Raw genomic sequence first — 25,471 nt, forward strand, 5'->3', positions numbered from 1 at the left:
CCCGGCGGCGGACGGGAGGGCCGGCGGACCCCCGTACCCTGGTCCCGTGAGTAGCAGCCCCACCCCCGACGCCCTCCTGGGCCCCGCCGACATCCGCGAGCTCGCGGCGGTCCTCGGCGTGCGGCCCACCAAGCAGCGCGGCCAGAACTTCGTGATCGACGCGAACACGGTCCGCCGCATCGTCCGCACCGCACAGGTCCGGCCCGACGACGTCGTGGTCGAGGTCGGGCCGGGGCTCGGCTCCCTCACCCTGGCGCTGCTGGAAGCCGCCGACCGGGTCACGGCCGTCGAGATCGACGACGTCCTGGCCGGCGCGCTGCCGGCGACGATCGCGGCGCGCATGCCGCAGCGCGCCGAGCGCTTCGCGCTGGTGCACTCCGACGCCATGCACGTGACGGCGCTGCCGGGCCCCGCCCCGACCGCGCTGGTCGCCAACCTGCCGTACAACGTGGCCGTGCCCGTGCTGCTGCACATGCTGGAGACCTTCCCGAGCATCGAGCGCACCCTCGTCATGGTCCAGTCGGAGGTCGCCGACCGGCTCGCCGCCGGGCCCGGTTCGAAGGTGTACGGCGTGCCGTCCGTCAAGGCCAACTGGTACGCCGAGGTCAAGCGGGCGGGCGCGATCGGCCGCAACGTGTTCTGGCCCGCGCCGAACGTGGACAGCGGGCTGGTGTCGCTGGTGCGGCGGACCGAGCCCGTCGCGACCACGGCGTCTCGGCGCGAGGTGTTCGCCGTCGTCGACGCGGCGTTCGCGCAGCGCCGCAAGACCCTGCGGGCCGCGCTGGCCGGCTGGGCCGGCTCGGCCGCGCGTGCCGAGGAGGCCCTCGTGGCGGCCGGGATCTCCCCGCAGGCCCGCGGCGAGGCCCTCACGGTCGAGGAGTTCGCCAGGATCGCCGAGCACCGCGACGCCGAGCACCGCGACGCCGAGCGGGCGGAGGACTCCGCGTGAGCGCGGGAGCCGCCGGGGTGACCGTGCGGGTGCCCGCCAAGGTCAATGTGCAGCTGGCGGTGGGCGCCGCCCGCGCGGACGGCTTCCACGACCTGGCGAACGTCTTCCTCGCGGTCGGTCTGTACGACGAGGTCACCGTGACCGAGGCCGCCGGGCTCCGCGTCACCTGCGCCGGCCCGGACGCCGGGCAGGTGCCTCTGGACCGTACGAACCTGGCCGCGCGGGCCGCGATCGCGCTGGCCGAGCGGTACGGCCGCAGCCCCGACGTGCATCTGCACATCGCCAAGGACATCCCCGTCGCCGGGGGCATGGCGGGCGGCAGCGCGGACGGCGCCGGCGCCCTGCTGGCCTGCGACGCGCTGTGGGGCACCGGCGCCTCCCGCGCCGAACTCCTCGCAATCTGCGCCGAGTTGGGCAGTGACGTGCCGTTCAGCCTGGTCGGCGGGGCGGCTCTGGGCACCGGCCGGGGCGAGAAGCTGACGGCCCTGGAGACCGGCGGCGCCTTCCACTGGGTGTTCGCGATGGCCGAGCGGGGGCTGTCGACGCCGGCGGTGTTCCGGGAGTTCGACCGGCTCACGGCCGGACTGGACGTCCCCGAGCCGGTCGCCTCGCGCGAGCTCCTCGACGCCCTCGCCAAGGGCGATGCCGCCGCGCTGGCGGCCACCGTCTCCAACGACCTCCAGCCCGCGGCCCTCTCGCTCTTCCCCGAGCTGGCCGACACGCTCGCCGCGGGGCGCGCGGCCGGGGCCCTCGCCTGCCTCGTCTCGGGCTCCGGTCCGACCACCGCGTTCCTCGCCCACGACCCCGACTCCGCCGCGCACATCGCGCGGGCGCTGGGCGCGTCGGGCACCTGCACAAGCGTGCGCACGGCGTCGGGACCCGCGCCGGGGGCGACGGTCGTCGGAGGCACGCGGTAGGACGGCGGTCGTCGGGGCACGCGATCGGACGGCGGTAATCCGGCTGCCCCGGTGGCCCGCGCCCTCTAAGCTCCGACGGTCGGCCGCACCCTGGGACCGGCACGGGGAGGCAGGCGCGTGGCACCGACGGAACTGGTCGCGGCCGTTCGGCGGGGCGACGCCGAAGCGGTCCGGGAACTGCTGGACGCCGGGGCGGACCCGGAGACCTGCGACCCGGCCGACGGCACGCCCCTGCTGTGCCTGGCCGTCGCCGCCTACGACGAGAAGGTCGCCGAGGCGCTGATCGCGGCCGGCGCCGACCCGCTGCGCCCGCTGCCCGACGGCGACACCCCGCTGCTGCGGGCGGTGGACGGCGGCTCCACGGAGATCACCGCGGCGCTGCTGCCGCAGACCGTGCGGCTGACGCCCGAGGCGCGCGCGGAGCTGCTGGACAGAGCGCGGTTCTGGGCCGGGACCGGAACCGGAACCGGCCTGGCGGCCGAGCTGCGCCGCAGGACGGGGGCCCCGGGACCCGCCGCACGCACGCGGGTCGAGGACCCGGACGCCTTCTGCCACTACGAGCAGATCACCCTCGGCGGGCTGACCGTGCGCGACGGCCATGCCGGAGTGCTCATCGGGCTGGAGGAGAGCTTCGGGGTGGGCGCTCCGTTCGACGAGGTGGTCGCCCGGGCGCTCGTGCGCCCGGACCGGGGTCACGCGGTATGGACGGAGGCGGTGGTCCGGCTGTCCTGGCGAGGGCACGAGGCGACCTGGGCGGACGCCGCCGATCTGCGCGACCACCCGGACCGGCTGCGCCGCCTCTTCGCCGCCGACCTGCTGCGGCTCATGGCCGTCAGTGGCCCGCACGACGGTTACCGACCGCCCGCGGGGCGGGACATCGCGCTGTTCTTCCCCTGGGCGTCGAAGGAGGAGGACCCCGAGGTGCTGGCGCTCGTGCTGGACGCGGTGATCGACGAGGGCGAAGGGTACGCCGAGGACATCGAGGCCCTCGGGCTGCGGTACGCGACGCATCCCGATCCCCGGGTGCGCTGTGTGGTGCCGTCCCTCCTGTCCGGGGACGAGGGGAGCGCGGACGCTCCTTCCGCACGCCTGAAGGCGCTGTACGCGCTGGCGCGCGATCCGGATCCCGCCGTGCGCGAGAGGGCGGCCTACGGGCTGACGCACGTCCGCGGCGATGCGCCCGGCATCGAGGACGCCCTCGCCGGACTTCTCGACGACGAGCTTCGGGAGACCCGGGTGCATGCCGCGCGCGGGCTCGCGCTGCGCGGTGACCCGCGCTGTGTGGACGCCAAGCGCCGGCTGCTTCCCCTCGACCCCGACGGCTGGCCCGACGGGGACCTCGTGCGGGCGATGTGGACTTACGAGCAGACCACGGCGGCGGAGGCAGGAGAGGAACGCGAACGCCCGTTCCGAACCGGCGCGTGAGCCGGGCTCGCGGGGGGTGGCGTCCGCCGGGGGCGCGCAACCAGTCGCCGGCCGCCCGTCCGCCCGTCGGCCCGTCCGCCGGCCGTCGCCGCACGCCCCGACGCCCGCCGGCGCGAGCGAGACGCGCACGCGCCGCCGCTGAACAGCGTGCACGATCTTCACGCGCCCGTGACGGACATCGCGCGCCTCGGAGAGCCGCTCCCCCCGCACGCCCCCTCCGCTCCCGTGGGGTCCCGCCTCCCCCCACCTGGACGGGTGGGAGGGCAGTGCGGGCCGCCGGACTACCCTGGAGGGTCGATCGATCCCCCCGGGCAGGAGAGAAATGGCCGTCAATCTGGTCAATGTCGAGAACGTCAGCAAGGTGTACGGCACCCGTGCACTCCTCGACGGCATCTCGCTCGGCGTGTCCGAAGGGGACCGGATCGGCGTCGTCGGCCGCAACGGCGACGGCAAGACGACGCTGATCCGCATGCTCGCCAAGCTGGAGGACGCCGACACCGGCCGGGTCACCCACTCCGGCGGGCTGCGCATGGGCGTGCTCACCCAGCACGACTCCCTGGACCCGGCCGCGACCGTCCGGCACGAGGTCATCCGCGACCTGGCCGACCACGAGTGGGCCGGCAACGCCAAGATCCGGGACGTGCTGACGGGCCTGTTCGGCGGGCTCGACCTGCCCGGCTTCCCGCAGGGCCTGGACACCGTCATCGGCCCGCTGTCCGGCGGCGAGCGCCGCCGGATCGCGCTGGCCAAGCTGCTGATCGACGAACAGGACCTGATCGTCCTGGACGAGCCCACCAACCACCTCGACGTCGAGGGCATCTCCTGGCTCGCCCGGCACCTGCGCGAGCGCCGCTCGGCCCTCGTCTGCGTCACCCACGACCGCTGGTTCCTGGACCAGGTCTGCACCCGCATGTGGGACGTGCAGCGCGGCGACGTCCACGAGTACGAGGGCGGCTACTCCGACTACGTCTTCGCCCGCGCCGAGCGCGAGCGCATCGCCGCGACCGAGGAGACCAAGCGGCAGAACCTGGTCCGCAAGGAGCTCGCCTGGCTGCGGCGCGGCGCCCCCGCGCGCACGTCCAAGCCGCGCTTCCGGGTGGAGGCCGCCAACGAGCTCATCGCGGACGTGCCGCCGCCGCGCGACAGCAGCGAGCTGATGAAGTTCGCCTCCTCACGCCTCGGGAAGACGGTCTTCGACCTGGAGGACGTCACCGTCCAGGCCGGCCCCAAGGTGCTGCTCAAGCACATCACCTGGCACCTCGGCCCCGGCGACCGCATCGGCCTCGTCGGCGTCAACGGCGCCGGCAAGACCTCCCTGCTGCGGGCCCTGGCCGAGGCCGCCCGCACCGAGGGCGAGACCCAGCCCGTGGCCGGGCGGATCGCCGTCGGCAGGACGGTCAAGCTGGCCTACCTCTCCCAGGAGGTCGGCGAACTCGACCCCGGACTGCGGGTCCTGGAGGCCGTCCAGCAGGTGCGCGAGCGCGTCGACCTCGGCAAGGGGCGCGAGATGACCGCCGGGCAGCTGTGCGAGACGTTCGGCTTCAACAAGGACAAGCAGTGGACGCCGGTCGGGGACCTGTCCGGCGGTGAGCGTCGCCGTCTGCAGATCCTGCGCCTGCTCATGGACGAGCCCAACGTCCTCTTCCTCGACGAGCCCACCAACGACCTCGACATCGAGACCCTCACCCAGCTGGAGGACCTCCTCGACGGCTGGCCCGGCTCGATGATCGTCATCTCCCACGACCGCTTCTTCGTCGAGCGCACCACGGACCGGGTCTTCGCCCTCCTGGGCGACGCCTCCCTGCGGATGCTCCCGCGCGGCATCGACGAGTACATCGAGCGCCGGCAGCGCATGGAGGAGGCCGCCGCGGCCTCCGCCCCGGCCGCGCAGAAGACCGCGCCCGAGAAGAGCGCCGCCGACCAGCGCGCCGCCAAGAAGGAACTGCAGAAGATCGAGCGGCAGTTGGACAAGGTCTCGGAGAAGGAGGCCAAGCTGCACGCCCAGATCGCCGATCACGCCACCGACTTCGAGAAGGTCGCCGGACTGGACGCCCAGCTGCGGGCGTTGGCCGGCGAGCGCGAGGAACTGGAGCTGCGGTGGCTCGAACTCGCCGAGGACGCGTGAAGGGTGCGTGAAGGCGCATAACGACGGCGTCACGGGCCGGTCCGCCCTTGGGAACAGGGGCGGATCCGGCCCGTTGGCCTGTCGGCGCCGGGTGATAGAAAGAGCCGTCTGTACGTTCTGAAGACGGCTCCGGGTGGTCACTGACCTGGGGGCGTGGCTAAAAACAGTGGCAAGGGGGAACACGCTGATGGCTCAGCCGCCCGATCAGCCGCCGCAGCAGGGTGGTTTCGGAGCACCGCAGGACCGGCCGCCGCAGCCGCCGGCCGGACAGACGCCGCCGCAGGGCGGTTTCGGCGCACCGCAGCTGCCACCGCAGCCACCCCAGGGCCCGCCCGCTCCGCAGCCCGGTTACGGCTACCCGCAGCAGCCGGGCCCCTACGGGCCGCCCCAGCAGCCGGGCCCCTACGGGCCGTCCGGCCCCTATGGACAGCAGCCCGGTCCGTACGGTCAGCAGCCCGGCCCGTACGGTCAGCCGAGCGGCCCGTACGGACAGCAGCCCGGCTACGGCTATCCGCAGCAGCAGCCCCAGTTCCCCGGCGGACCGGGCGCCCCGGGCGCCCCGTCGGGCGGCCGCAACCCCTTCAAGGGCCGGCCCGCGCTGGTGGTGGGGGCCGCGGTGGCGGCGCTCCTGGTCATCGGCGGGACGGTGTACGCGGTCGGCGGCGGAGACGACAAGGGCGGCACGAAGCCGGTCGCCGGACCGAGCGGTGACGACAAGCCCACGTCGAGCGGCGCCCCGGTCAACCCCGGGGACGGCAGCGGCGACGGCGGCGGCGACCAGGACTTCAACGCCGACCGCAAGGCCGGCGAGGCGAAGGTGCTCTGGTACAAGGAGGCGCCCGACGCCCCCGCCTCCGGCGCCGACGCCCCCGGCATGTGGATCACCGCCAAGACGGCCGTGAAGGCCGCGTACAAGGCGATCGTCGCCTACGACGTCGGCGACGGCAGGCCGACCTGGGACACCGTCACGCTGCCGCAGAAGATCTGCGCGGTCACCCCGCAGAAGACGGCGGACGACAAGATCGTCGTCGCGTACATGAGCGGCACCAGCGACCGCGCCAAGTGCAACCAGCTCCAGCAGATCGACCTGAACACCGGCGCCAAGGGCTGGACGGGCGTGGTCGCGGACGGCGCGCTGTTCGACAGCGCGATCAGTGTGGAGCTGTCGCTGACCGGCAACACCCTGATGGTGGGCCGCTCCCAGTCCGGGACGGCGTACGACGTCCGCACCGGCAAGAAGCTGTACGACAAGCAGAAGTACGGCGACGCGTGCTTCCCCACCGCGTTCGCCGGCGGCACCCGGCTGATCGCGGTGGCGTCCTGCGACGCGACCGACCCGACCGAGCACGACGAGATCCAGGAACTGGACCCGGCGACCGGCAAGGTCAGGTGGACCCGGAAGGTCGACAAGGGCTGGACGGTCGCGAAGACGTTCTCCGTCGACCCGCTGATCGTCTACAGCACCAACGAGGACAAGAAGACCTGGAACATCTCGACGTTCACGGCGACCGGCGCGTACCGCTCGCAGGTCCGCGTCAACGAGACGTTCGCCCCCAAGTGCGACTCCGGCTTCCTGCAGCGCAACCTGACGGGCTGCGCGGGCACGGCCTCCGACGCGAACACGCTCTACCTGCCGACCGAGGCGAAGAGCGGCGCCAACGAGATCGTGGCGATCGACCTGTCCACCGGCAAGGAGAAGTGGCGCGTCAAGTCCCCGACGGACGAGGCGATGCAGCCGGTCAAGGTCGAGGGCGGCAGCCTCGTCGCCTACGTGGAGCCGTCGTACGAGGCGGCGGGCCGCGTGGTGGGCATCCCGACCGCCGGCGCCGCGCACACGCCGAAGACGCTCCTGCAACTGCCCAAGAGCACGGCCGACATCGAGGACAGTTTCTTCTCGCGGGACGTCGACTGGGCCGGCGGCCGCTTCTACATCTCCACCACCAGGCTGACGGGCAACGACGAGACGAAGGAGAAGCTGATGCTCGCCTACGGCAAGTAGGGCGACCTGCCGCCTTCCGGCCCGTCACCGCCGTCCAGGTCCGTCTTCCCCAGCCCGCCGAGCTCCCCGAGCCCTCCGAGCCCTCCCGGCTTTCCAGGGTTCGCGGGCTTTCCGGGCTCCTCAGCTTCCCGAGCGTTGTTCCGAGGTATCCACACCATGACCCAGCCGCCGCCCCCGCCGCCGAACGAGCCCCCGCAGCAGCCCTCGCAGCCGCCGCAGGGCGGGTTCGGCCCGCCCCCGCCCCCGCAGGACGCCAAGCCGCAGGAACCCAGGTCCCAGGACGCCAGGCCGCAGGAGGCCGAGCCCCAGGACGCCGTCCCGCGGGACGCGACGCCCCAGGACGCCCCGCCGCGGCCCCCCGCCCCCGACCTGACGAAAGCCCCGCAGCCGGGCTACGGATACCCCCAGGCCGAGGCCCAGCCCCAGCCGCCGGCCCAGCCGCCGGCCCAGCCGCCGGCCCAGCCGCCGGCCCAGTCGCCGGCTCCGGCTCCGGGGCAGGCTCAGGGGCAGGCGCCTCAGGCGCCCCAGCCGCCGCAGACGCCCCCGTCCGCGGCGCCGTCCGGCCCCCCGCAGCCCCAGCCGGGCTACGGCTACCCGCAGGCGCCGCCCGCGGCCGCCGCCCCCGGCTACGGCTATCCGGCCCAGTCGGGCGCCCCCACCCCGGGGCCGTCCGCGTACGGCCAGCCCCAGCCGCCGGGCCTCTACGGCCAGCCCGGCACGGCGTACGGCCAGCAGCCGGGCTACGGCTACCCGGGTCAGCCGGGTCAGCCGGGATATGCCGGTCAGCCGGGATATCCGGCGCAGCCCGGTTACGGCTATCCGGGACAGCCCACCGTGCCCCTCCAGCAGACCGGCGGCGGCCCCGCGGGATCCGGCCGGAAGATCAACGCGCAGGTGGCGATCATCGTCGCCGCCGTCGTGGCGATCGCGCTGATCGTGGGCGGCGGCTTCTGGTACGCGAACTCCGGTGACGGCGGGAAGAAGAACGAGGCGAGCTCCGGCGGCACGAACGGAGGCGGAGGCGACAAGGGCGGCGGCGGCACGACGCAGGGCGGCAGCGAGAAGGCGCCGGCCGATCCCGCCGCCGACGTCCTGTTCAAGGTGCCGATGCCCGTCGTCAAGAAGGGCGACAGCGTCGGCATCAAGGGCTCCTGGCTGACCGACAAGGCGTACGTGAAGACGGGCGTCAACGAGATCTCCGGATACGACCTGGTCAAGGGCGCCAAGCTCTGGACGGTGCCGCTGCCCGGACCGGTCTGCGAGGCCAGCAGGTTCGCCACCGAGGACCACCGCACGGCGGTCACCTTCCAGGCGAGCACCGCCGAGACGGCCGGCTGCGACCAGGTCGCGGCCATCGACCTCGTCGCGGGCAAGCAGCTCTGGAGGAAGACCGTCGCCACCGGGGACAGGACCGTCACCTTCGACAACGTGACGGTCAGCGCGAAGACGGTCGCCCTGGGCAGCACCGAGGGCGGCGCGGCCTTCGACATCGACTCCGGCAAGGCGCTGTGGGCGCCGAAGCCGGCGGACACCTGCTACGACGACGGCTACGGTGGCGGTCCCAAGCTGGTGGCGGTGCGCAAGTGCGGCGCCTACGACAACCCGGAGCTGCACATCCAGACCATCGACCCGGTCTCCGGGAAGGTGATCTCCGAGTACAAGCTGGCCTCGGGCATCGAGTACGCGTCCATCGTGTCCACCGACCCGCTGGTCGTCGCCGCCGACGTCGGCGACAGCGCCGGTGACGGCAGCGGCATCTCGGACTTCTTCTCCATCGACAACAAGACCGGCAAGCTGCGCACCCGCATCTCGGTGCCCGGCGACGAGTACGCGGCCGACTGCGAGGGCATCACCCGGGTCGAGGCCTGCATGGGCCTGGCCGTCGGGAACGACCGGATCTACGTGCCGACCGAGGAGCACGACAACGGCGGTGACCACGGCCGGTCGAACGAGATCGTCGCCTTCGACCTGGCCACCGGCAAGCCGACCGGCCAGCGCGCGGACGCCGGCGACGGCTACACCATCTACCCGCTGCGCATGGACGGCGCCAACCTGATCGCCTACAAGCGGCCGCCGTACGACAAGGGCGGACAGGTCGTCAGTCTCGGCGGCGGCTCCTTCAAGGAGACCAAGCTGCTGGAGAACCCGGCCACCGAGGAGGTGCACAAGGTGGAGATCGCCATGTCCCCGGAGTACTCCGAGGTCCTGTTCGCCAAGGGACGCCTGTTCATGTCGGAGGTGTACGCCGACGACGGCGCGATCGCGGCCGGCGACCCGCAGTACCTGGCGGTCGCGTTCGGCACCGCGGGCAGCTGATCGGCTTTATCGCCGTCACGGCCCCGCCCCCGCTCGGGGGCGGGGCCGTGCGCTTATCGCGCATGACCCTCCGATGCGAGGAATTTCGGCGATCCGGGCAGTTCTCGCCGGTAGGGGGAGCGCAACGTCGAACAAGCGTGTAGCTTCCTCGGGCATGAAGAGAGGGGGTGCCGGGGGGCGCCCCCCGTTGGTGCGTGTGGGTGGATCCGTGTGGGCATCCATGGGGGGACTGGGGGGCTGCTCGATGGGAGTGCGGCTGATGGTGGTCGACGACCACCGGCTGCTGGCCGAGGCGCTGGCCTCGGCGCTGAAACTGCGGGGGCACCGGGTGCTCGCCGCGGCGGCGCCGGCCGCGGGCGCGGCGGAACTGGTGATCAACCGCGCTCCGGAGGTGTGCCTGCTGGGTACGGCGGTCCCGGCCGAGCCGGGCATCTTCGACCCCGTGGTGCGCATCAAGCGGGAGCGTCCGCAGGTGGCCGTGCTGGTCCTCGGACCGGTGCCGAGCCCGCGGGGCATCGCCGCGGCCTTCGCCGCCGGCGCCTCCGGCTACGTACGCCACGACGAGCGCATAGAGGGCGTGGAGCGGGCCATCATGAAGGCGAGGGCGGGCGAGGCCGCGGTGGCTCCGCAGCTGCTGCAGGGCGCGTTCAGCGAGTTGCTCAACCCGGCCGCGCAGCCGGACGACGAGGGCCGGCGTCTGCTGGAGATGCTCACCCCGCGCGAGGTCGAGGTGCTGGTCCGGGTCGCCGACGGCGAGGACACCCGGCTGATCGCCGCCGGCATGGGCATCGCCCCTTCCACGGCGCGCACCCACGTCCAGCGGGTCCTGATGAAACTCGGCGTGGGCTCCCGCCTGGAGGCGGCGGCCCTGGCGGCCCGTACGGGGCTCCTGGACCGCGCGGGCCCGCTGCCGCACCGTTCGCGCGCCACGGCGAGCGAACCGGAACAGCCCGTATGAGAGCACGCGCGGTCGTCTGGCGCGGCACGCGCCTCGGCGTGCTGATCGGGGCGTGGCCGGCCGGCATCGCCGGTGTCCTGTGCCTGGTGGCGGCGTTCGTCTTCCTGACCGGCGGCCTGTACGCGACCGCGCGGGCGCTGACCGCCGCGGCCGCGTTCGCCGTGCTCGGCAGCCTGGCGGTGGGCGTCACCGTGGGCACGGCCACCGGCCTCGCCCTGGCGCTCGCCCCGCGGTGGCTGCTGGCGCGCCCCCTGCTGCGCGGCCTGCTGGCGGCCCTCACCGCGGGTCTGCCGATCGCGGCGCTCCTCGTCGTGTTCCTGACCCCGGACGGCTACACCCTGGCGAGCTACCCGCCGTCGACGCACTTCGTCGGCGCGGCGGTGATCGTGACGATCGCCCTGGTGGCGGCGGCCCGCAGCGGCGAGATCGCCGGACACGACGCCGACGACCGAACCCCGTGAGGCCGATGCCGGCGTCCCCCGTCCGCCGCTTGAGGTGCGGATCCGATCAACGCGACATACGGTCGGTGATCGTACCGTTCCATTCAGTGACGAACCGTGTCACTCCGCCGGAAAAGGGAATGTCATGCGCAAGCTTCACAAGACCGTACTCGTGGCTGTCATGATCGGAAGCCTCGGCCTGGCCGGGGCCGGGGCGGCCTCCGCCCACGAGTCCGGGTCGGACGGCGACTCCCGGCAGTGCGCCAACCACGTGGAGAACATCTCGTTCGGTCTGATCAACATCCCGAACCTGAACCTCCCGCTGCTCGGGTCGTCGTCGAACCAGGACGCGACCCAGCAGATCTGCAACAACGGTGACGACGCGGTCAACGCCAACGTCGCCCACCACGAGGACTAGACACGACGCGAGGCGGCTCCGGGGCCCGGCGTTTCGAGGCCGGTCCCCGGAGCCGCCCGTTTCGAGACCGGGCCCCGGAGCCGCCCTGTGCGTGGCGGCGCCGTCGCTACTCGCCGTGCGGGTGCTTGCCCTCCACCGCCTCCGGCGGCAGCGTGGGCGTCACCGGCGCCGCCGGCCGCAGCTTCAGCCAGACCAGGAAGAAGACGCCCAGGGCCAGCATGCCCAGGCCGGTCCACAGGTTGATGTTGATCCCCTGGGCCTTGTCGATCTCCGCGTCGCTGTCCGTGAGGCCGGCGATCGTGACGATCACGCCGTAGACGACGAACAGGCCGCCGATGATGCGGCGCAGGTCGAAGATGCGGGCCGCGGTGGCGGACTTCTCCTCCAGTTCCGTGACCTCGCGCTGGACGTCGGCCTCGGAGTATCCCGCCCGCCGCAGCCGCTCGGCGGCCTCGTCGCGCTCGGACGGTTCGGATTGCTCGGACATGGTCTCTCCAGTCTCCCGCGGTGGTCGCGGCCGGGCTCAGAACGAGAACGGGATGTAGCAGGCGGCGGCCAGGACGATCGCGCCCCAGCCCAGCAGCGCCGGGCGCCGGTACCAGGCGTCGTCGCCCGCGGCGGGCGGCTCGGCCATGCCGGGGGAGACGGTGCCGTAGACCAGGCCCTGGAGCTCCTCGGCGGGCTTGGGGGCGGTGAACAGCGACACCGCCCCCATGACCACCGCGCCCGCCACGAAGCCCGCGATCGCGGAGACGAAGTTGGCGCCCTGGTCGGTGGGGATGCCGATGACGTCCTGCTTGTAGAGGACGAAGTAGTTCACCATCGCCGCCGTGGTGCCCGCGAGCAGACCCCAGAAGCCCGACTTCTTCGACGCCCGCTTCCAGAACATGCCGACGATGAAGACGACGAACATCGGCACGTTGAAGAAGGAGAACAGCGTCTGGAGGTAGCTCATGATGTTGGAGAAGGACGACGCCAGGAACGCCGTGCCCACCGACGCGGCCACGCCGATCGCGGTGATCAGGCGGCCGAACCGGACGTAGTACGCGTCCTCCCGGCCCAGCACCACGTACCTCGCCCAGATGTCGGTCGTGAACACCGTGTTGAACGACGAGATGTTCGCGGCCATGCCCGCCATGAACGCCGCCAGCAGACCCGTCACCGCGATGCCCAGCACCCCGTTCGGCAGCAGTTCCTGCATGAGGTAGGGGATCGCGTCGTTGTACTGCAGGTCCGAGCCGCTCGTGCCGATCTTCGGGACCAGGACCGCCGCCACCAGGCCCGGGATCATCACCAGGAACACCATGAAGACCTTCGGGTAGGCCGCGATGAGCGGCGTGCGCTGGGCCGCCGACAGGTTCTTCGCCGACAGGGCGCGCTGCACCTCCGCGAAGTTCGTCGTCCAGTAGCCGAAGGACAGGACGAAGCCGAGGCCGAGCACGATCGTCAGCCAGTTCGCGCCCAGCGGGTTGGCGCTGCCGATGCCCGTGCCGCCCCAGGCGGTGACGAAGTCGTCCCCGTGGGTCGCGGTCAGCTTGTCGGTCAGACCGCCCCAGCCGCCCACCTTCTTGAGGCCCAGCACCGACAGCGGGATGAGGGCCGCCAGGATCACGAAGAACTGCAGGACCTCGTTGTAGATCGCCGAGGACAGACCGCCGAGCGTGATGTACGCCAGCACGAAGAAGCCCGCGACCACGATCGCCACCCACTGCGGCCAGCCCAGCAACGCCTCGACGACGATGGCCAGCGCGTACAGGTTCACCCCGGCGATCAGGATGGCGGCGAAGGCGAACAGGGCCGAGCTGAGCAGGTGGGCCCCCTTGTCGAAGCGCAGGAGCAGGAACTCCGGGACCGAGCGGACCTTGCTGCCGTAGTAGAACGGCATCATCACCAGGCCCAGGAACACCATCGCCGGGATGGCGCCGATCCAGTACCAGTGGACGGTGTACGCGCCGTACTGCGCGCTGTTCGCGGCCATGCCCAGGATCTCGGTGGCGGCCAGGTTGGCCGAGATGAACGCGAGGCCCGTGATCCAGGCGGGCAGGGAGCGGCCGGAGAGGAAGAAGTCGAGGGTGGTCTTCACCGACCTGCGGGCGGCGAAGCCGATGCCCAGGACCACGACGAAGTAGATGCCGAGGATGGTGTAGTCGAGCCAGTTCGTCGGGAGGCGCAACTCCGCCGCAAGCTGTGGCGCCGCGTATGTGGGGGTTCGCATGCCCTGCTCACTTCTTCTTGGTGTTCTTTGTTTGGTTGTGCCGGTGACTCGCGTGGGGGTTTATGGTTTTATGTGTTTGGTTCTGTTGGAAGCTTCGCTAGGTGTACGGGTCTAGGTCCGAGGATCTAGAAGTACGGATGGAGAGTCGCGGTGAAGAAGACCTCGACCCGCTTGGCCGACGGTCGTGAGCTGATCTACTACGACCAGCGGGACGACGCGGTGCGCGACGCGGTGGACAAGCGTCCGCTGGACCCCACGGTCACCACTTCGGAGGTACGACGGGACCCGCTGCTCGGCGATTCCATCGCCGTCGCCTCGCACCGGCAGGGCCGCACCTACCACCCGCCGGCCGACGAATGCCCGCTCTGCCCCTCGCAGGGCGACCGGCTGAGCGAGATCCCGGACTCGTCGTACGACGCCGTCGTGTTCGAGAACCGCTTTCCCTCGCTGGCCGGCGACTCCGGACGCTGCGAGGTGGTCTGCTTCACCTCCGACCACAACGCGTCCTTCGCCGACCTCACCGAGGAGCAGGCGGCACTGGTCCTCGAGGCGTGGACGGACCGCACGTCCGAGCTGTCGCATCTGCCCTCCGTGGAACAGGTGTTCTGCTTCGAGAACCGCGGCGCCGAGATCGGTGTGACTCTGGGTCACCCGCACGGGCAGATCTACGCCTACCCGTTCACCACCCCCCGCACCGCCCTGATGCTGCGTTCGGTGGCGGCGCACAAGGAGGCGACCGGCGGGGAGAACCTCTTCGACGCCGTCCTGGAGCGTGAACTCGCGGGCGAGCGGATCGTCCTGGAGGGTGAACACTGGGTCGCGTTCGTGCCGTACGCCGCCCACTGGCCCTACGAGGTGCACCTGTATCCCAAGCGCCGGGTGCCCGACCTGCTCGCCCTCGACGAGGACGCGCGCACAGAGTTCCCCCAGGTCTATCTGGAACTCTTGAGGCGCTTCGACCGGATCTTCGGGGAGAACGAGCCTCCGACGCCGTACATCGCCGCCTGGCACCAGGCGCCGTTCGGCGCGCTGGAGGAGTTCGAGGGCGTCAACCGCGACGACTTCGGACTGCACCTGGAGCTTTTCACCATCCGCCGCACTTCCGGCAAGCTGAAGTTCCTCGCGGGCTCCGAATCCGGCATGAACGTCTTCATCAACGACGTGCCGCCGGAGTTCGCGGCCCGGCGACTGCGAGAGGTAGCGAGTTCATGAGCGGGACCACCGGCACGAGCGGCAAGTATCTGGTCACGGGCGGCGCGGGCTATGTCGGCGGCGTCGTCGCCCAGCACCTGCTGGAGGCGGGCCATGAGGTCGTCGTCCTCGACAACCTCTCCACCGGCTTCCGCGAAGGCGTCCCGGCGGGCGCCACGTTCATCGAGGGCGACATCCGCGACGCGGCCAAGTGGCTCGACGACTCCTTCGACGCCGTCCTCCACTTCGCCGCGTTCTCGCAGGTCGGCGAGTCCGTCATCAAGCCGGAGAAGTACTGGGACAACAACGTCGGCGGCACCATGGCGCTGCTCGGCGCGATGCGCGAGGCGGGCGTGCGCAAGCTGGTCTTCTCCTCCACCGCCGCCACCTACGGCGAGCCCGATGAGGTGCCGATCCTCGAGTCGGCGCCCACGAAGCCGACCAACCCCTACGGCGCCTCCAAGCTCGCCGTCGACCACATGATCAGCGGCGAGGCCGCGGCCCACGGCCTGGGCGCCGTCTCGCTGCGCTACTTCAACGTGGCCGGCGCGTACGGCGCGCAGGGCGAACGCCACGAGCCCGAGTCGCACCTCATCCCGCTCGTCCTCCAGGTCGCCCAGGGCCGCCGCGAGGCCATCTCGGTCTACGGCGACGACTACCCGACCCCCGACGGCACCTGCGTGCGCGACTACATCCACGTCGCCGACCTGGCCGAGGCCCACCTGCTCGCCGTCGCGGCCGCGAAGCCCGGCGAGCACCTCGTCTGCAACCTCGGCAACGGCAACGGCTTCTCGGTCCGCGAGGTCGTCGAGACCGTCCGCAAGGTCACCGGGCACCCGATCCCCGAGGTCGTCGCCCCCCGCCGCGGCGGGGACCCGGCCGTCCTGGTCGCCTCGGCGGCCACCGCCCGCGAGCAGTTGGGCTGGAACCCGTCCCGCGCGGATCTCGCGGGCATCGTCGCGGACGCGTGGCAGTTCGCGCAGCACATCGCCGGCAGCGCAAAGGAGTCGTAGTGGGGGCACAGGAAGTGCGCGAGGGGTTCGTCCGGCTGTACGGGGCCGAGCCCGACGGGGTGTGGGCGGCCCCCGGCCGCGTCAACCTCATCGGTGAGCACACCGACTACAACGACGGCTTCGTGATGCCCTTCGCGCTGCCGCACATCGCCGTCGCGGCGGTCTCCCGGCGTACGGACGGCGTGCTGCGGCTGCACTCGGCCGACCTCGACAGCGGCGTCGCCGAACTGCGTCTGGACGACCTGACGCCCGAGTCCGACAAGAAGTGGACGGCGTACCCCGCCGGGGTCGTCTGGGCCCTGCGCGAGGCCGGTCACCCGGTGACCGGCGCCGACGTCCACCTGTCCTCGACGGTCCCGTCGGGCGCGGGCCTGTCGTCGTCCGCGGCCCTCGAGGTCGTCGTGGCCCTGGCCCTGAACGACCTGTTCGAGCTCGGGCTCCAGGGCTGGCAGCTCGCCCGCCTGTGCCAGCGCGCCGAGAACGTCTACGTCGGCGCCCCCACCGGCATCATGGACCAGACGGCGTCCGCGTGCTGCGAGGCCGGCCACGCGCTGTTCCTCGACACCCGCGACCTCTCCCAGAAGCAGATCCCCCTCGACCTGGCCGCCGAGGGCCTGCGCCTGCTGGTCGTCGACACCCAGGTCACGCACGCCCACAGCGGCGGCGAGTACGGCAAGCGGCGGGCCGGCTGCGAGAAGGGCGCCGCGCTCCTCGGCGTCGACGCACTGCGCGACATCGCCTACGCCGACCTGGACGCGGCGCTCGCCCGCCTCGACGACGAGGAGGTCCGCCGCCTGGTGCGCCATGTGGTGACGGAGGACCAGCGCGTGGAGCAGGTGGTCGCCCTCCTGGAGTCGGGCGGCGACACCCGGGCCGTCGGGCCGGTCCTGACGGCCGGTCACGCCTCGCTGCGGGACGACTTCCGGGTCTCCTGCCCCGAACTGGACCTCGTCGTCGACACCGCGCTCGCGCACGGCGCGCTGGGCGCGCGGATGACCGGCGGCGGGTTCGGCGGCTCGGCGATCGTCCTCGCGGAGGCCGCCGACGTCGACGCGCTCACCAAGGCCGTCGAGGAGGCGTTCGCCGCCGCGGGGCTGAAGGCTCCGCGGGTGTTCGAGGCGGTCCCGTCCGCGGGGGCGCGACGCGTGGGCTGAACCGGGCCGGACGCACGGGAACGGACGTCACCGGGGTGGGGCGCAGAACGCCTCACCCCGGTTCGTGCGTGAGGCGCTTGATCAGCGTGTACTCCGTGATGCCCGGCGGGTAGTCCTCGATCGTGCAGACCACCTCGTAGCCGTGCCGCCGGTAGAAGTCCGGGGCCTGGAAGTCCCAGGTCTCCAGGCGGACCCGGGTGCAGCCCCGTTCGTCGCGGGCGGCGCGTTCCGCCTCGGCCAGGAGCCGGGAGCCCAGGCCCGCGCCGCGATGGCGGGCGTCGACCCAGAGATGGGCGACGTGCAGCCAGGCCGTCCAGGTGTGGCCCACCAGGCCGCCGGCCAGTTCGCCCCCGGGACCGCACGCCCACACGTGCAACGGCGACTCGCGTTCGGCCGGGGTGCCGCGCAGGGCGCGCAGCACCGGTGAGGCCTCCGTGTTGGCGGCCAGCAGCCGGGAACGGAGAAGATCGCGCCGAGTCCTGTCGACTTCTGTCTCAAGACGAAACATGCGGCACACCATAAACGCGTCGGTCCATTAGTTCTGCAAATCGCCTTCCGCTGTCAGCCCGCGGCCCTACCCTGTGAACAACACCGGTGGGGGCCGGCGCTGATCAGGGGGCGAGACAGCCGGGTACGACGCCCGCGGTGGGGTAGCAGTCTCTGCACGGCGGCGGCCGTGCGGTCATGACGCCCTCTCCGGGCGTCGTCTCCGCGCCGGTCGTCGTTCTCCGTCTCCGGGCCTTTGGGGTATCCCCTGCTCTGTCAAGGAGCTTGGGGAAGGGGGTTTCGTGGTTCGCATCCGTGTACTGGTCGTCGACGATCACCGTATCTTCGCCGAGTCGCTCGCCGCGGCTCTGGCCGCCGAGCCGGACGTCGACGTGTCCGCGGCCGGCAGCGGCCCGGCGGCGCTGCGCAGTCTGGAGCGCGCGGCCGCCGAGGGGCGCCGGTACGACGTGCTCCTCGTCGACGCCGACCTGGGCGGCACGCTGCCCGGCATACGGCCCGCCGTGCCCGTGCAGGAACTGGGGGAGGACGGGCTCGTCGACGGGATATCGCTGGTCACCGGCGTGCGCAGCGCGCAGCCCCACCTCCGCGTCGTCGTGCTCGCCGAGAAGGACGACCCGCGCCGCGCGGCCCTCGCGCTGCAGGCGGGGGCGTCGGGCTGGGTGGCGAAGGATTGCTCGCTGTCCCGCCTGCTGAGCGTCATCCGGGGCGTGCTGCGCGAGGAGACGCATCTGCCCCCGGCACTGCTGACCGGCGTCCTGCGGGAGTTGACGGCCGCCCGCAGACACCGCACGGAGAGCGAGCGCCTGGTGGAGTCCCTCACGCCCAGGGAACGCGAGGTGTTGCGGTGCATGGTGGCGGGGCTGGGGCGCAAGGCCGTCGCCGAGCGCCTGTTCCTGTCCCCGCACACCGTCCGCACCCATATGCAGAACGTCCTCGGCAAACTGGGCGTGCACTCCACGCTCGCCGCGGTCGCCCTCGCGCGCCGGGCGGGCGTCGGGCCGGTCGATCTCGAGCCCGCCGCGCAGATCAGGCCGGAGGAGACCCACACCGCCTGAGAGCGGCACGACCGATCAGCCCGGCTGGCCCTCAGCCGGGGATGTTGTCGAACGGGGCGGTCAACTGGCGTAGCAGGCCCGCCAGTTCGCCCCGCTGGGCCGACGAGAGCTCGGCGAGGATCGCCCGCTCCTGGTCGAGCAGGCCGGCGAGCGCCTGATCGGCGCGGTCCTTGCCGTCGTCGGTGAGGCGGACCAGCACCCCGCGCCGGTCGCTCGGGTCCGGCAGCCGCTCCACCAGGCCCTTCTTCGCGAGGCGGTCGATGCGGTTGGTCATCGTGCCCGAGGTCACCAGCGTCTGCGTCAGCAACTGCCCGGGCGAGAGCTGGTACGGCGCTCCCGCGCGCCGGAGCGCCGTCAGGACGTCGAACTCCCACGGCTCCAGCTGGTGCTCGGAGAACGCCAGCCGGCGGGCCCGGTCCAGGTGCCGGGCCAGTCTGCTCACCCGGCTGAGTACTTCCAGCGGCTCCACGTCGAGGTCCGGGCGCTCCCGGCGCCACGCTGCGACCAGCCGATCGACCTCGTCCTCCATGACGATCAGTGTAGTGGTTGTGTCGACATGAAGTCTCTTGATGTCGAGTCTCTTGACGTCAAGATAAATCAGGGGGAGAGTCGGGCCATGACGACGAACCCCTCCTGGGACCCGGCCCAGTACCTGCGCCACGCCGGTCACCGCGCCCGGCCCTTCGCCGACCTCCTCGCCCGTGTCCCCGGCCTGCCCGGCGATCCGCCCCGCGTCGCCGACCTCGGCTGCGGCCCCGGCCACCTCACCGTCGTCCTCGCCGACCGCTGGCCCACCGCCCGTATCACCGGCTACGACAACTCGCCCCGGATGCTCGCCGAGGCGGCCGCCCACGCGGGCCCGAGCCTCGACTTCGCCCACGCCGACCTCGCCGACTGGGCGCCCGCCGAGACCTACGACCTGCTCGTGTCCAACGCCGCCCTGCAGTGGGTCCCCGGCCACCTCGACGCCTTCGCCGGCTGGCAGGACGGCCTCGCCCGGGGCGGAACCCTCGCCTTCCAGGTGCCCCACAACAGCGACGCGCCCCTGCACGCCCTGATGCGCGAGCTCGCCGGCGGCGTCCGCTGGAAAAGCCGCCTCGGCCACGTCCTGCGCCACGAGGACTCCGTCCACCCACCCACCGTCTACCTCGACCGGCTGGCCCGCCTCGGCTGCGCCACCGACGTGTGGACCACGACCTACCTGCATGTCCTGCAGGGCGAGGACCCCGTCCTGGACTGGGTCAAGGGCACCGGACTGCGCCCCGCCCTCGACGCCCTCGCCGACGACCCCGAGGCCCGCGACGCCTTCGTCGCCGAATACCGCGACCTGCTGCGCGAGGCCTACCCGAGAGCCGGGTACGGCACCGTCCTGCCGTTCCGCCGCCTGTTCGCCGTCGCCACGAAGGCGGGCTGAATTCAGGGGGTGCGGCCCAGATGGGTGACGAGGAGGCGGACGACGTCGTCGTCGATGGCGTGCAGGACGCGGTAGCCGCCCACGCGGAGGCGCCGGAGGTCGGGTGATCCGTAGGGAGCCGAGCCCACCGGGCGGGGATCGTGGGCCAGCTCGTCGATGGCGTCGAGCGGCAGGTTTGAAGCGGGCCAGGCGGGTCACCCGCTGTTCAGAGAGCGCACGCAAACCTGACTGGGAGTGATGAACAGTGGCAGGCGAGCAGAAGTCCAAGGCGAAGATGGAGCAGGCCAAGGGCAAGGCCAAGGAAGCGGCCGGCCGCGCCGTGGGCAACGAGCGGCTCGAAGCCGAGGGTCGCGCCGACCAGGCCAAGGGCGACGCGCGCCAGGCGAAGGAGAAGACGAAGGACGTCTTCAAGCACTGACCGGCCCACGCGTACGGATCCACGCACACGGATCCACGCACACGGATCCACGCACACGGATCCACGCAAGCGGAACAGGCCCCCCGTCCCACGGACGGGGGGCCTGTTCCGCGCATCGGACCGTGTGCGCGCCCACGCACGCTTCGCGCACGGCGTGCGCGACGCGCGGGCGGCGCGCTGCCGCCGCTCAGCTCTTGCGGTGCCCGATCAGCCGGGGCTTGGCCTCCAGACCGTCCAGGCCGTGCCAGGACAGGTTCACCAGATGCGCGGCCACCTCCGCCTTCTTCGGGCGACGCACGTCCAGCCACCACTGCCCGGTCAGGGCGACCATGCCGACCAGGGCCTGCGCGTACAGCGGAGCCAGCTTCGGATCGAAACCGCGGTTCTTGAACTCACGGCCCAGGATGTCCTCCACCTGCGTGGCGATGTCGGAGATCAGCGAGGCGAACGACCCCGTGGACTGCGGGATGGGGGAGTCGCGGACCAGGATGCGGAAGCCGTCCGTGTACTCCTCGATGTAGTCCAGGAGCGCGAACGCCGCCTGTTCGAGGAGTTCGCGCGGATGGCCCGCCGTCAACGACGACGTGACCATGTCCAGCAGTCGGCGCATCTCCCGGTCCACCACGACCGCGTACAACCCCTCTTTGCCGCCGAAGTGCTCGTACACCACCGGCTTGGACACCCCGGCCTTCGCCGCGATCTCCTCCACCGACGTGCCCTCGAAGCCCTTCTCCGCGAACAGGGTGCGACCGATCTCCAGCAACTGCTGCCGACGCTCCGCCCCCGTCATCCTGGTGCGACGCGCGCGCCGCGGTTTTACTTCACCGTTGGGACTGGAGGTATTGCTGGGATCGGTCGCCACACCGTCAATCATGCCGCCTCGGCGGCCGCCCTCCCCTGCCGGGAGCCGCCCTCACCGGTGTTACGGCGCGAATCGATACGCGAGCGTGACGGCCAGCGCACGTCGTACGCCCAGCCGAGCATCTCGAACCACCGGATGAAGCGGGCCGAGGAGTCCACCTGGCCCCGCATCACCCCGTGCCGCGCCGACGTCGGGTCGGCGTGGTGCAGGTTGTGCCAGGACTCGCCGCAGGACAGGACCGCCAGCCACCACACGTTGCCCGACCGGTCCCGGGACTTGAAGGGACGCTTGCCCACCGCGTGGCAGATCGAGTTGATCGACCACGTCACGTGGTGCAGCAGAGCCACCCGCACCAGCGAGCCCCAGAAGAACGCCGTGAACGCGCCCCACCAGGACATCGTCACCAGCCCGCCCACCAGCGGCGGGATCGCCAGCGACAGCACCGTGAACAGCACGAACTGGCGCGAGATCGCACGGATCGCCGGGTCCTTGATCAGATCCGGCGCGTACTTCTCCTGCGACGTCTGCTCCTCGTCGAACATCCAGGCGATGTGGGCCCACCACAGGCCCTTCATCAGCGCCGGCACGCTCTCCCCGAACCGCCACGGCGAATGCGGGTCGCCCTCCGCGTCGGAGAACTTGTGGTGCTTGCGGTGATCGGCCACCCAGCGCACCAGCGGCCCCTCCACCGCCATGGAGCCCATGACCGCCAACGCGATCCGGAGCGGCCGCTTCGCCTTGAACGAACCGTGCGTGAAGTACCGGTGGAAACCGATCGTGATGCCGTGGCAGCCGAGGAAGTACATGAAGACCAGCAGCCCCATGTCCAGCCAGCTCACCCCCCAGCCCCATGCCAGCGGCACCGCCGCCAGCACCGCGAGGAACGGAACGACGATGAAGATCAGCAGCATGATCTGTTCGATCGATCGCTTCTGCTCGCCACCCAGAGTGGCCGAGGGCGGAGTGGTGCCGTCCGGCGCCTTCGAATGGTCCTGGATCACGTTGGAGCCTGTGGTCATGCGCGTCCCCTGGGGGGTCTTGGGAGAAGGGAGGGTGCCGTACCGCGGAACCTGGGCGCCATCCCTACGGTTCCGTAACCTACGGCTTCGTAAGTATGGCAGCGCACCGCCCCGCGGCAAGAGCCCGCCAACCTGCGCGTCCCCGAGGACACCTATCCTTGGAGACGGTCGGACAGCGCGGTCCGCTTCTGTTTTTCTTCCCGGATGTCCGGCCCGTATGCGGCCTGTGCCGCCAGGCCGGACGCCGAGTTCCCTCCCGGACGAGCTTCAACACTGCAAGGAGCCGCACCTGTGAGCAGTGCCGACGACCTTGGCCAGGCCACCACGACCACCAGCACCGAGCTGCGCGCCGACATCCGCCGACTGGGTGATCTCCTCGGGGAGACCCTCGTCCGGCAGGAGGGTCCCGAGCTCCTCGACCTGGTCGAGAAGGTCCGCCGCCTCACCCGAGAGGACGGCGAAGCCGCCGCCGAACTCCTGCGGGGCATCGAACTGGAGACCGCGGCCAAGCTGGTCCGCGCCTTCTCCACCTACTTCCACCTGGCCAACGTCACCGAGCAGGTCCACCGCGGCCGCGAACTGCGCGAGCGCCGCGCCGCCGAGGGCGGCCTCCTCGCCCGCACCGCCGACCGCCTCAAGGACGCCGACCCCGAGCACGTCCAGCAGATGGTCCGCCACCTCAACGTCCGCCCCGTCTTCACGGCGCACCCCACCGAAGCCGCACGCCGGTCGGTGCTCAACAAGCTCCGGCGCATCGCCGCACTCCTCGAGACCCCCGTCATCGAGTCCGACCGCCGCCGCCACGACACCCGCCTCGCCGAGAGCATCGACCTCGTGTGGCAGACCGACGAACTGCGCGTCGTACGCCCCGAGCCCACCGACGAGGCGCGCAACGCCATCTACTACCTCGACGAACTCCACGCGAACGCCGTGGGCGACGTCCTCGAAGACCTGACGGCGGAACTGGAACGCGTCGGCGTCACGCTCCCCGACGACACCCGCCCCCTCACCTTCGGCACCTGGATCGGCGGCGACCGCGACGGCAACCCCAACGTCACCCCCGCCGTGACCTGGGACGTCCTCATCCTCCAGCACGAGCACGGCATCAACGACGCCCTGGAGACCATCGACGAACTCCGCGGCTTCCTGTCGAACTCCATCCGCTACACCGGCGCCACCGAGGAACTCCTCACCTCCCTCGGCGCCGACCTCGAACGGCTCCCCGAGATCAGCCCCCGCTACAAGCGCCTCAACGCCGAAGAGCCCTACCGGCTCAAGGCCACCTGCATCCGCCAGAAGCTCGAGAACACCAAGCAGCGCCTCGCCAAGGGCACCCCCCACGAGCCCGGCCGCGACTACCTCGGCACCGGCGAGCTCCTCCACGACCTCACCCTCATCCAGACCTCCCTGCGCGAACACCGCGGCGGCCTGTTCGCCGACGGCCGCATGAACCGCACCATCCGCACCCTCGCCGCCTTCGGCCTCCAGCTCGCCACCATGGACGTCCGCGAACACGCCGACGCCCACCACCACGCCCTCGGCCAGCTCTTCGACCGCCTCGGCGAGGAATCCTGGCGCTACGCCGACATGCCCCGCGAGTACCGCACCAAGCTCCTCGCCAAGGAACTCAGGTCACGCAGGCCGCTCGCCCCCACCCCGGCCCCCGTCGACGCCGCCGGGGAGAAGACCCTCGGCGTCTTCCTCACCGTCAAGCGCGCCCTGGAGGTCTTCGGACCCGAGGTCATCGAGTCCTACATCATCTCCATGTGCCAGGGCGCCGACGACGTCTTCGCCGCCGCCGTCCTCGCCCGCGAAGCCGGACTCGTCGACCTGCACGCCGGCTGGGCCAAGATCGGCATCGTCCCCCTCCTGGAGACCACCGACGAGCTCAAGGCCGCCGACACCATCCTGGAGGACATGCTCTCCGACCCGTCGTACCGCCGACTGGTCGCACTGCGCGGAGACGTCCAGGAAGTCATGCTCGGCTACTCCGACTCCTCCAAGTTCGGCGGCATCACCACCAGCCAATGGGAGATCCACCGCGCCCAGCGCCGACTGCGCGACGTCGCCCACCGCTACGGCGTCCGCCTGCGCCTCTTCCACGGCCGCGGCGGCACCGTCGGCCGCGGCGGCGGCCCCTCCCACGACGCCATCCTCGCCCAGCCCTGGGGCACCCTGGAGGGCGAGATCAAGGTCACCGAACAGGGCGAGGTCATCTCCGACAAGTACCTCATCCCCTCCCTCGCCAGGGAGAACCTGGAACTGACGGTCGCCGCCACCCTGCAGGCCTCCGCCCTGCACACCGCGCCCCGCCAGTCCGACGAAGCCCTCGCCCGCTGGGACGCGGCCATGGACGTCGTCTCCGACGCCGCCCACGCCGCCTACCGCGCCCTCGTCGAGGACCCGGACCTGCCGACGTACTTCCTCGCGTCGACACCGGTGGACCAGCTCGCCGACCTGCACCTGGGCTCCCGGCCCTCCCGCCGCCCCGGCTCCGGCGTCTCGCTCGACGGCCTGCGCGCCATCCCGTGGGTGTTCGGCTGGACCCAGTCGCGGCAGATCGTCCCCGGCTGGTACGGCGTCGGCTCCGGCCTCAAGGCCCTGCGCGAGTCGGGCCTGGACACCATGCTCGACGAGATGCACGAACAGTGGCACTTCTTCCGCAACTTCATCTCCAACGTCGAGATGACCCTCGCCAAGACCGACCTGCGCATCGCCCAGCACTACGTCGACACCCTCGTCCCCGACGAGCTCCGCCACGTCTTCGACACCATCAAGGCCGAACACGCCCTCACCGTCGCCGAAGTCCTCAAGGTCACCGGTGAACGCGAGCTGCTCGACGCCACCCCCGCCCTCAAGCAGACCTTCAGCATCCGCGACGCCTACCTCGACCCGATCTCCCACCTCCAGGTCACCCTGCTCAAGCGCCAGCGCGACGAAGCCGCCGCCGGCGCCGAACCCGACCCGCTCCTCGCCCGGGCCCTCCTCCTCACCGTCAACGGCGTGGCGGCGGGCCTGCGCAACACCGGCTGACCCGCACCGACGACAGCGGGGCGCCCCCGGGTTCACCGAACCC

At 71.8% G+C, this 25,471-nt stretch carries 23 protein-coding genes; 16 read left to right on the forward strand and 7 right to left on the reverse strand.

The genetic code is table 11. The features are described from left to right. The first annotated feature begins 46 nt into the window (after positions 1–46). From rsmA to ACFVYK_RS25205, 9 genes are all read left to right on the forward strand, one after another. Positions 47–949: a 16S rRNA (adenine(1518)-N(6)/adenine(1519)-N(6))-dimethyltransferase RsmA gene (rsmA, locus tag ACFVYK_RS25165; protein WP_389777895.1), complete on the forward strand. Its 903-nt coding sequence runs from the start codon at positions 47–49 to the stop codon at positions 947–949. Further along, positions 946–1,866, forward strand: coding sequence for a 4-(cytidine 5'-diphospho)-2-C-methyl-D-erythritol kinase (locus tag ACFVYK_RS25170; protein ID WP_389777897.1), 921 nt, complete (start codon positions 946–948; stop codon positions 1,864–1,866). Before rsmA ends, ACFVYK_RS25170 begins: the two co-directional genes overlap by 4 nt. A gap of 117 nt (positions 1,867–1,983) precedes the next feature. Further along, entirely contained in the window at positions 1,984–3,291 is a 1,308-nt protein-coding gene (locus ACFVYK_RS25175; protein ID WP_389777899.1) for an ankyrin repeat domain-containing protein, read from the forward strand. Between the two features lie 322 nt (positions 3,292–3,613). Next, on the forward strand, positions 3,614–5,416 hold the full coding sequence (locus ACFVYK_RS25180; protein WP_389777900.1) for an ABC-F family ATP-binding cassette domain-containing protein: 1,803 nt from the start codon (positions 3,614–3,616) through the stop codon (positions 5,414–5,416). A gap of 187 nt (positions 5,417–5,603) precedes the next feature. After that, the gene (locus tag ACFVYK_RS25185) at positions 5,604–7,415 is read left to right on the forward strand and encodes a PQQ-binding-like beta-propeller repeat protein (protein WP_389777901.1); all 1,812 of its coding nucleotides are present in this window, start codon (positions 5,604–5,606) and stop codon (positions 7,413–7,415) included. 156 nt (positions 7,416–7,571) lie between these two features. Then, positions 7,572–9,731 (forward strand): hypothetical protein, encoded by a 2,160-nt coding sequence (locus ACFVYK_RS25190; RefSeq protein ID WP_389777903.1) that lies wholly within the window; start codon positions 7,572–7,574, stop codon positions 9,729–9,731. Between the two features lie 244 nt (positions 9,732–9,975). After that, positions 9,976–10,689 (forward strand): LuxR C-terminal-related transcriptional regulator, encoded by a 714-nt coding sequence (locus ACFVYK_RS25195; protein ID WP_389777927.1) that lies wholly within the window; start codon positions 9,976–9,978, stop codon positions 10,687–10,689. Next, positions 10,686–11,150, forward strand: a complete 465-nt coding sequence (locus ACFVYK_RS25200) for a hypothetical protein (RefSeq protein WP_389777905.1) — start codon at positions 10,686–10,688, stop codon at positions 11,148–11,150. Before ACFVYK_RS25195 ends, ACFVYK_RS25200 begins: the two co-directional genes overlap by 4 nt. Before the next feature lie 124 nt (positions 11,151–11,274). Then, a complete protein-coding gene (locus ACFVYK_RS25205) occupies positions 11,275–11,547 on the forward strand; it encodes a hypothetical protein (RefSeq protein WP_389777907.1) in 273 nt (90 codons plus the stop codon). Positions 11,548–11,653: 106 nt separating this feature from the next. On the opposite strand, the gene ACFVYK_RS25210 is transcribed toward ACFVYK_RS25205, so the two are convergent. Then, positions 11,654–12,034 carry a hypothetical protein gene (locus ACFVYK_RS25210; protein ID WP_389777909.1) on the reverse strand — a complete coding sequence of 127 codons (381 nt, stop codon included), beginning with the start codon at positions 12,032–12,034 and terminating at the stop codon, positions 11,654–11,656. Between the two features lie 36 nt (positions 12,035–12,070). Then, positions 12,071–13,762: a sodium:solute symporter family protein gene (locus tag ACFVYK_RS25215; RefSeq protein WP_389777910.1), complete on the reverse strand. Its 1,692-nt coding sequence runs from the start codon at positions 13,760–13,762 to the stop codon at positions 12,071–12,073. A 150-nt stretch (positions 13,763–13,912) separates the two neighbouring features. On the opposite strand from ACFVYK_RS25215, the gene galT reads away from it, so the two are divergent. Genes galT through galK form a run of 3 tightly spaced genes read left to right on the forward strand, consistent with a single transcriptional unit; the run spans position 13,913 to position 17,120 of the window. Further along, on the forward strand, positions 13,913–14,974 hold the full coding sequence (gene galT / locus ACFVYK_RS25220; protein ID WP_389777912.1) for a galactose-1-phosphate uridylyltransferase: 1,062 nt from the start codon (positions 13,913–13,915) through the stop codon (positions 14,972–14,974). Continuing rightward, the gene (gene galE, locus ACFVYK_RS25225; protein ID WP_389777913.1) at positions 14,971–15,966 is read left to right on the forward strand and encodes a UDP-glucose 4-epimerase GalE; all 996 of its coding nucleotides are present in this window, start codon (positions 14,971–14,973) and stop codon (positions 15,964–15,966) included. The genes galT and galE overlap by 4 nt, the downstream gene beginning before the upstream one ends. Further along, positions 15,966–17,120: a galactokinase gene (gene galK, locus ACFVYK_RS25230; protein WP_389777915.1), complete on the forward strand. Its 1,155-nt coding sequence runs from the start codon at positions 15,966–15,968 to the stop codon at positions 17,118–17,120. The genes galE and galK overlap by 1 nt, the downstream gene beginning before the upstream one ends. 52 nt (positions 17,121–17,172) lie before the next feature. Here galK and ACFVYK_RS25235 read toward each other — a convergent pair whose 3' ends face one another. After that, positions 17,173–17,640 carry a GNAT family N-acetyltransferase gene (locus ACFVYK_RS25235; RefSeq protein ID WP_389777917.1) on the reverse strand — a complete coding sequence of 156 codons (468 nt, stop codon included), beginning with the start codon at positions 17,638–17,640 and terminating at the stop codon, positions 17,173–17,175. Between the two features lie 268 nt (positions 17,641–17,908). On the opposite strand from ACFVYK_RS25235, the gene ACFVYK_RS25240 reads away from it, so the two are divergent. Beyond that, positions 17,909–18,682, forward strand: coding sequence for a LuxR C-terminal-related transcriptional regulator (locus ACFVYK_RS25240; protein ID WP_389777918.1), 774 nt, complete (start codon positions 17,909–17,911; stop codon positions 18,680–18,682). 31 nt (positions 18,683–18,713) lie between these two features. On the opposite strand, the gene ACFVYK_RS25245 is transcribed toward ACFVYK_RS25240, so the two are convergent. Further along, positions 18,714–19,211, reverse strand: a complete 498-nt coding sequence (locus ACFVYK_RS25245; RefSeq protein ID WP_314222142.1) for a MarR family transcriptional regulator — start codon at positions 19,209–19,211, stop codon at positions 18,714–18,716. 87 nt (positions 19,212–19,298) lie between these two features. On the opposite strand from ACFVYK_RS25245, the gene ACFVYK_RS25250 reads away from it, so the two are divergent. Next, positions 19,299–20,096 (forward strand): trans-aconitate 2-methyltransferase, encoded by a 798-nt coding sequence (locus tag ACFVYK_RS25250; protein WP_389777920.1) that lies wholly within the window; start codon positions 19,299–19,301, stop codon positions 20,094–20,096. Between the two features lie 2 nt (positions 20,097–20,098). Here ACFVYK_RS25250 and ACFVYK_RS25255 read toward each other — a convergent pair whose 3' ends face one another. After that, positions 20,099–20,224 carry a type II toxin-antitoxin system RelE/ParE family toxin gene (locus ACFVYK_RS25255; RefSeq protein WP_389777922.1) on the reverse strand — a complete coding sequence of 42 codons (126 nt, stop codon included), beginning with the start codon at positions 20,222–20,224 and terminating at the stop codon, positions 20,099–20,101. Positions 20,225–20,340: 116 nt separating this feature from the next. Between ACFVYK_RS25255 and ACFVYK_RS25260 the strand changes: the two genes are divergently transcribed. After that, positions 20,341–20,514 (forward strand): CsbD family protein, encoded by a 174-nt coding sequence (locus ACFVYK_RS25260; protein WP_328481426.1) that lies wholly within the window; start codon positions 20,341–20,343, stop codon positions 20,512–20,514. A gap of 187 nt (positions 20,515–20,701) precedes the next feature. On the opposite strand, the gene ACFVYK_RS25265 is transcribed toward ACFVYK_RS25260, so the two are convergent. Together ACFVYK_RS25265 and ACFVYK_RS25270 are read right to left on the reverse strand one after the other, a co-directional pair. After that, positions 20,702–21,388, reverse strand: a complete 687-nt coding sequence (locus ACFVYK_RS25265; protein ID WP_389777923.1) for a TetR family transcriptional regulator — start codon at positions 21,386–21,388, stop codon at positions 20,702–20,704. Then, positions 21,385–22,395: an acyl-CoA desaturase gene (locus ACFVYK_RS25270; RefSeq protein WP_389777924.1), complete on the reverse strand. Its 1,011-nt coding sequence runs from the start codon at positions 22,393–22,395 to the stop codon at positions 21,385–21,387. Before ACFVYK_RS25270 ends, ACFVYK_RS25265 begins: the two co-directional genes overlap by 4 nt. A gap of 291 nt (positions 22,396–22,686) precedes the next feature. Between ACFVYK_RS25270 and ppc the strand changes: the two genes are divergently transcribed. Beyond that, the gene (gene ppc / locus ACFVYK_RS25275) at positions 22,687–25,428 is read left to right on the forward strand and encodes a phosphoenolpyruvate carboxylase (RefSeq protein ID WP_389777925.1); all 2,742 of its coding nucleotides are present in this window, start codon (positions 22,687–22,689) and stop codon (positions 25,426–25,428) included. Positions 25,429–25,471 lie beyond the last annotated feature (43 nt).

This window comes from Streptomyces sp. NPDC058291 (assembly GCF_042880855.1).
Classification (GTDB): Bacteria; Actinomycetota; Actinomycetes; order Streptomycetales; family Streptomycetaceae; genus Streptomyces.

Excerpts from the sequence above, each read along its gene's own strand:
- ACFVYK_RS25215 (WP_389777910.1), bottom strand. The coding sequence starts at position 13,762 with ATGCGAACCCCCACATACGCGGCGCCACAGCTTGCGGCGGAGTTGCGC.
- ACFVYK_RS25265 (WP_389777923.1), bottom strand. The coding sequence starts at position 21,388 with ATGATTGACGGTGTGGCGACCGATCCCAGCAATACCTCCAGTCCCAAC.
- galE (WP_389777913.1), top strand. The coding sequence starts at position 14,971 with ATGAGCGGGACCACCGGCACGAGCGGCAAGTATCTGGTCACGGGCGGC.
- ACFVYK_RS25205 (WP_389777907.1), top strand. The coding sequence starts at position 11,275 with ATGCGCAAGCTTCACAAGACCGTACTCGTGGCTGTCATGATCGGAAGC.
- ACFVYK_RS25180 (WP_389777900.1), top strand. The coding sequence starts at position 3,614 with ATGGCCGTCAATCTGGTCAATGTCGAGAACGTCAGCAAGGTGTACGGC.
- ACFVYK_RS25190 (WP_389777903.1), top strand. The coding sequence starts at position 7,572 with ATGACCCAGCCGCCGCCCCCGCCGCCGAACGAGCCCCCGCAGCAGCCC.
- ACFVYK_RS25195 (WP_389777927.1), top strand. The coding sequence starts at position 9,976 with ATGGGAGTGCGGCTGATGGTGGTCGACGACCACCGGCTGCTGGCCGAG.
- ACFVYK_RS25210 (WP_389777909.1), bottom strand. The coding sequence starts at position 12,034 with ATGTCCGAGCAATCCGAACCGTCCGAGCGCGACGAGGCCGCCGAGCGG.
- ACFVYK_RS25250 (WP_389777920.1), top strand. The coding sequence starts at position 19,299 with ATGACGACGAACCCCTCCTGGGACCCGGCCCAGTACCTGCGCCACGCC.
- ACFVYK_RS25235 (WP_389777917.1), bottom strand. The coding sequence starts at position 17,640 with ATGGTGTGCCGCATGTTTCGTCTTGAGACAGAAGTCGACAGGACTCGG.
- ACFVYK_RS25185 (WP_389777901.1), top strand. The coding sequence starts at position 5,604 with ATGGCTCAGCCGCCCGATCAGCCGCCGCAGCAGGGTGGTTTCGGAGCA.
- ACFVYK_RS25270 (WP_389777924.1), bottom strand. The coding sequence starts at position 22,395 with ATGACCACAGGCTCCAACGTGATCCAGGACCATTCGAAGGCGCCGGAC.
- ACFVYK_RS25245 (WP_314222142.1), bottom strand. The coding sequence starts at position 19,211 with ATGGAGGACGAGGTCGATCGGCTGGTCGCAGCGTGGCGCCGGGAGCGC.
- ACFVYK_RS25200 (WP_389777905.1), top strand. The coding sequence starts at position 10,686 with ATGAGAGCACGCGCGGTCGTCTGGCGCGGCACGCGCCTCGGCGTGCTG.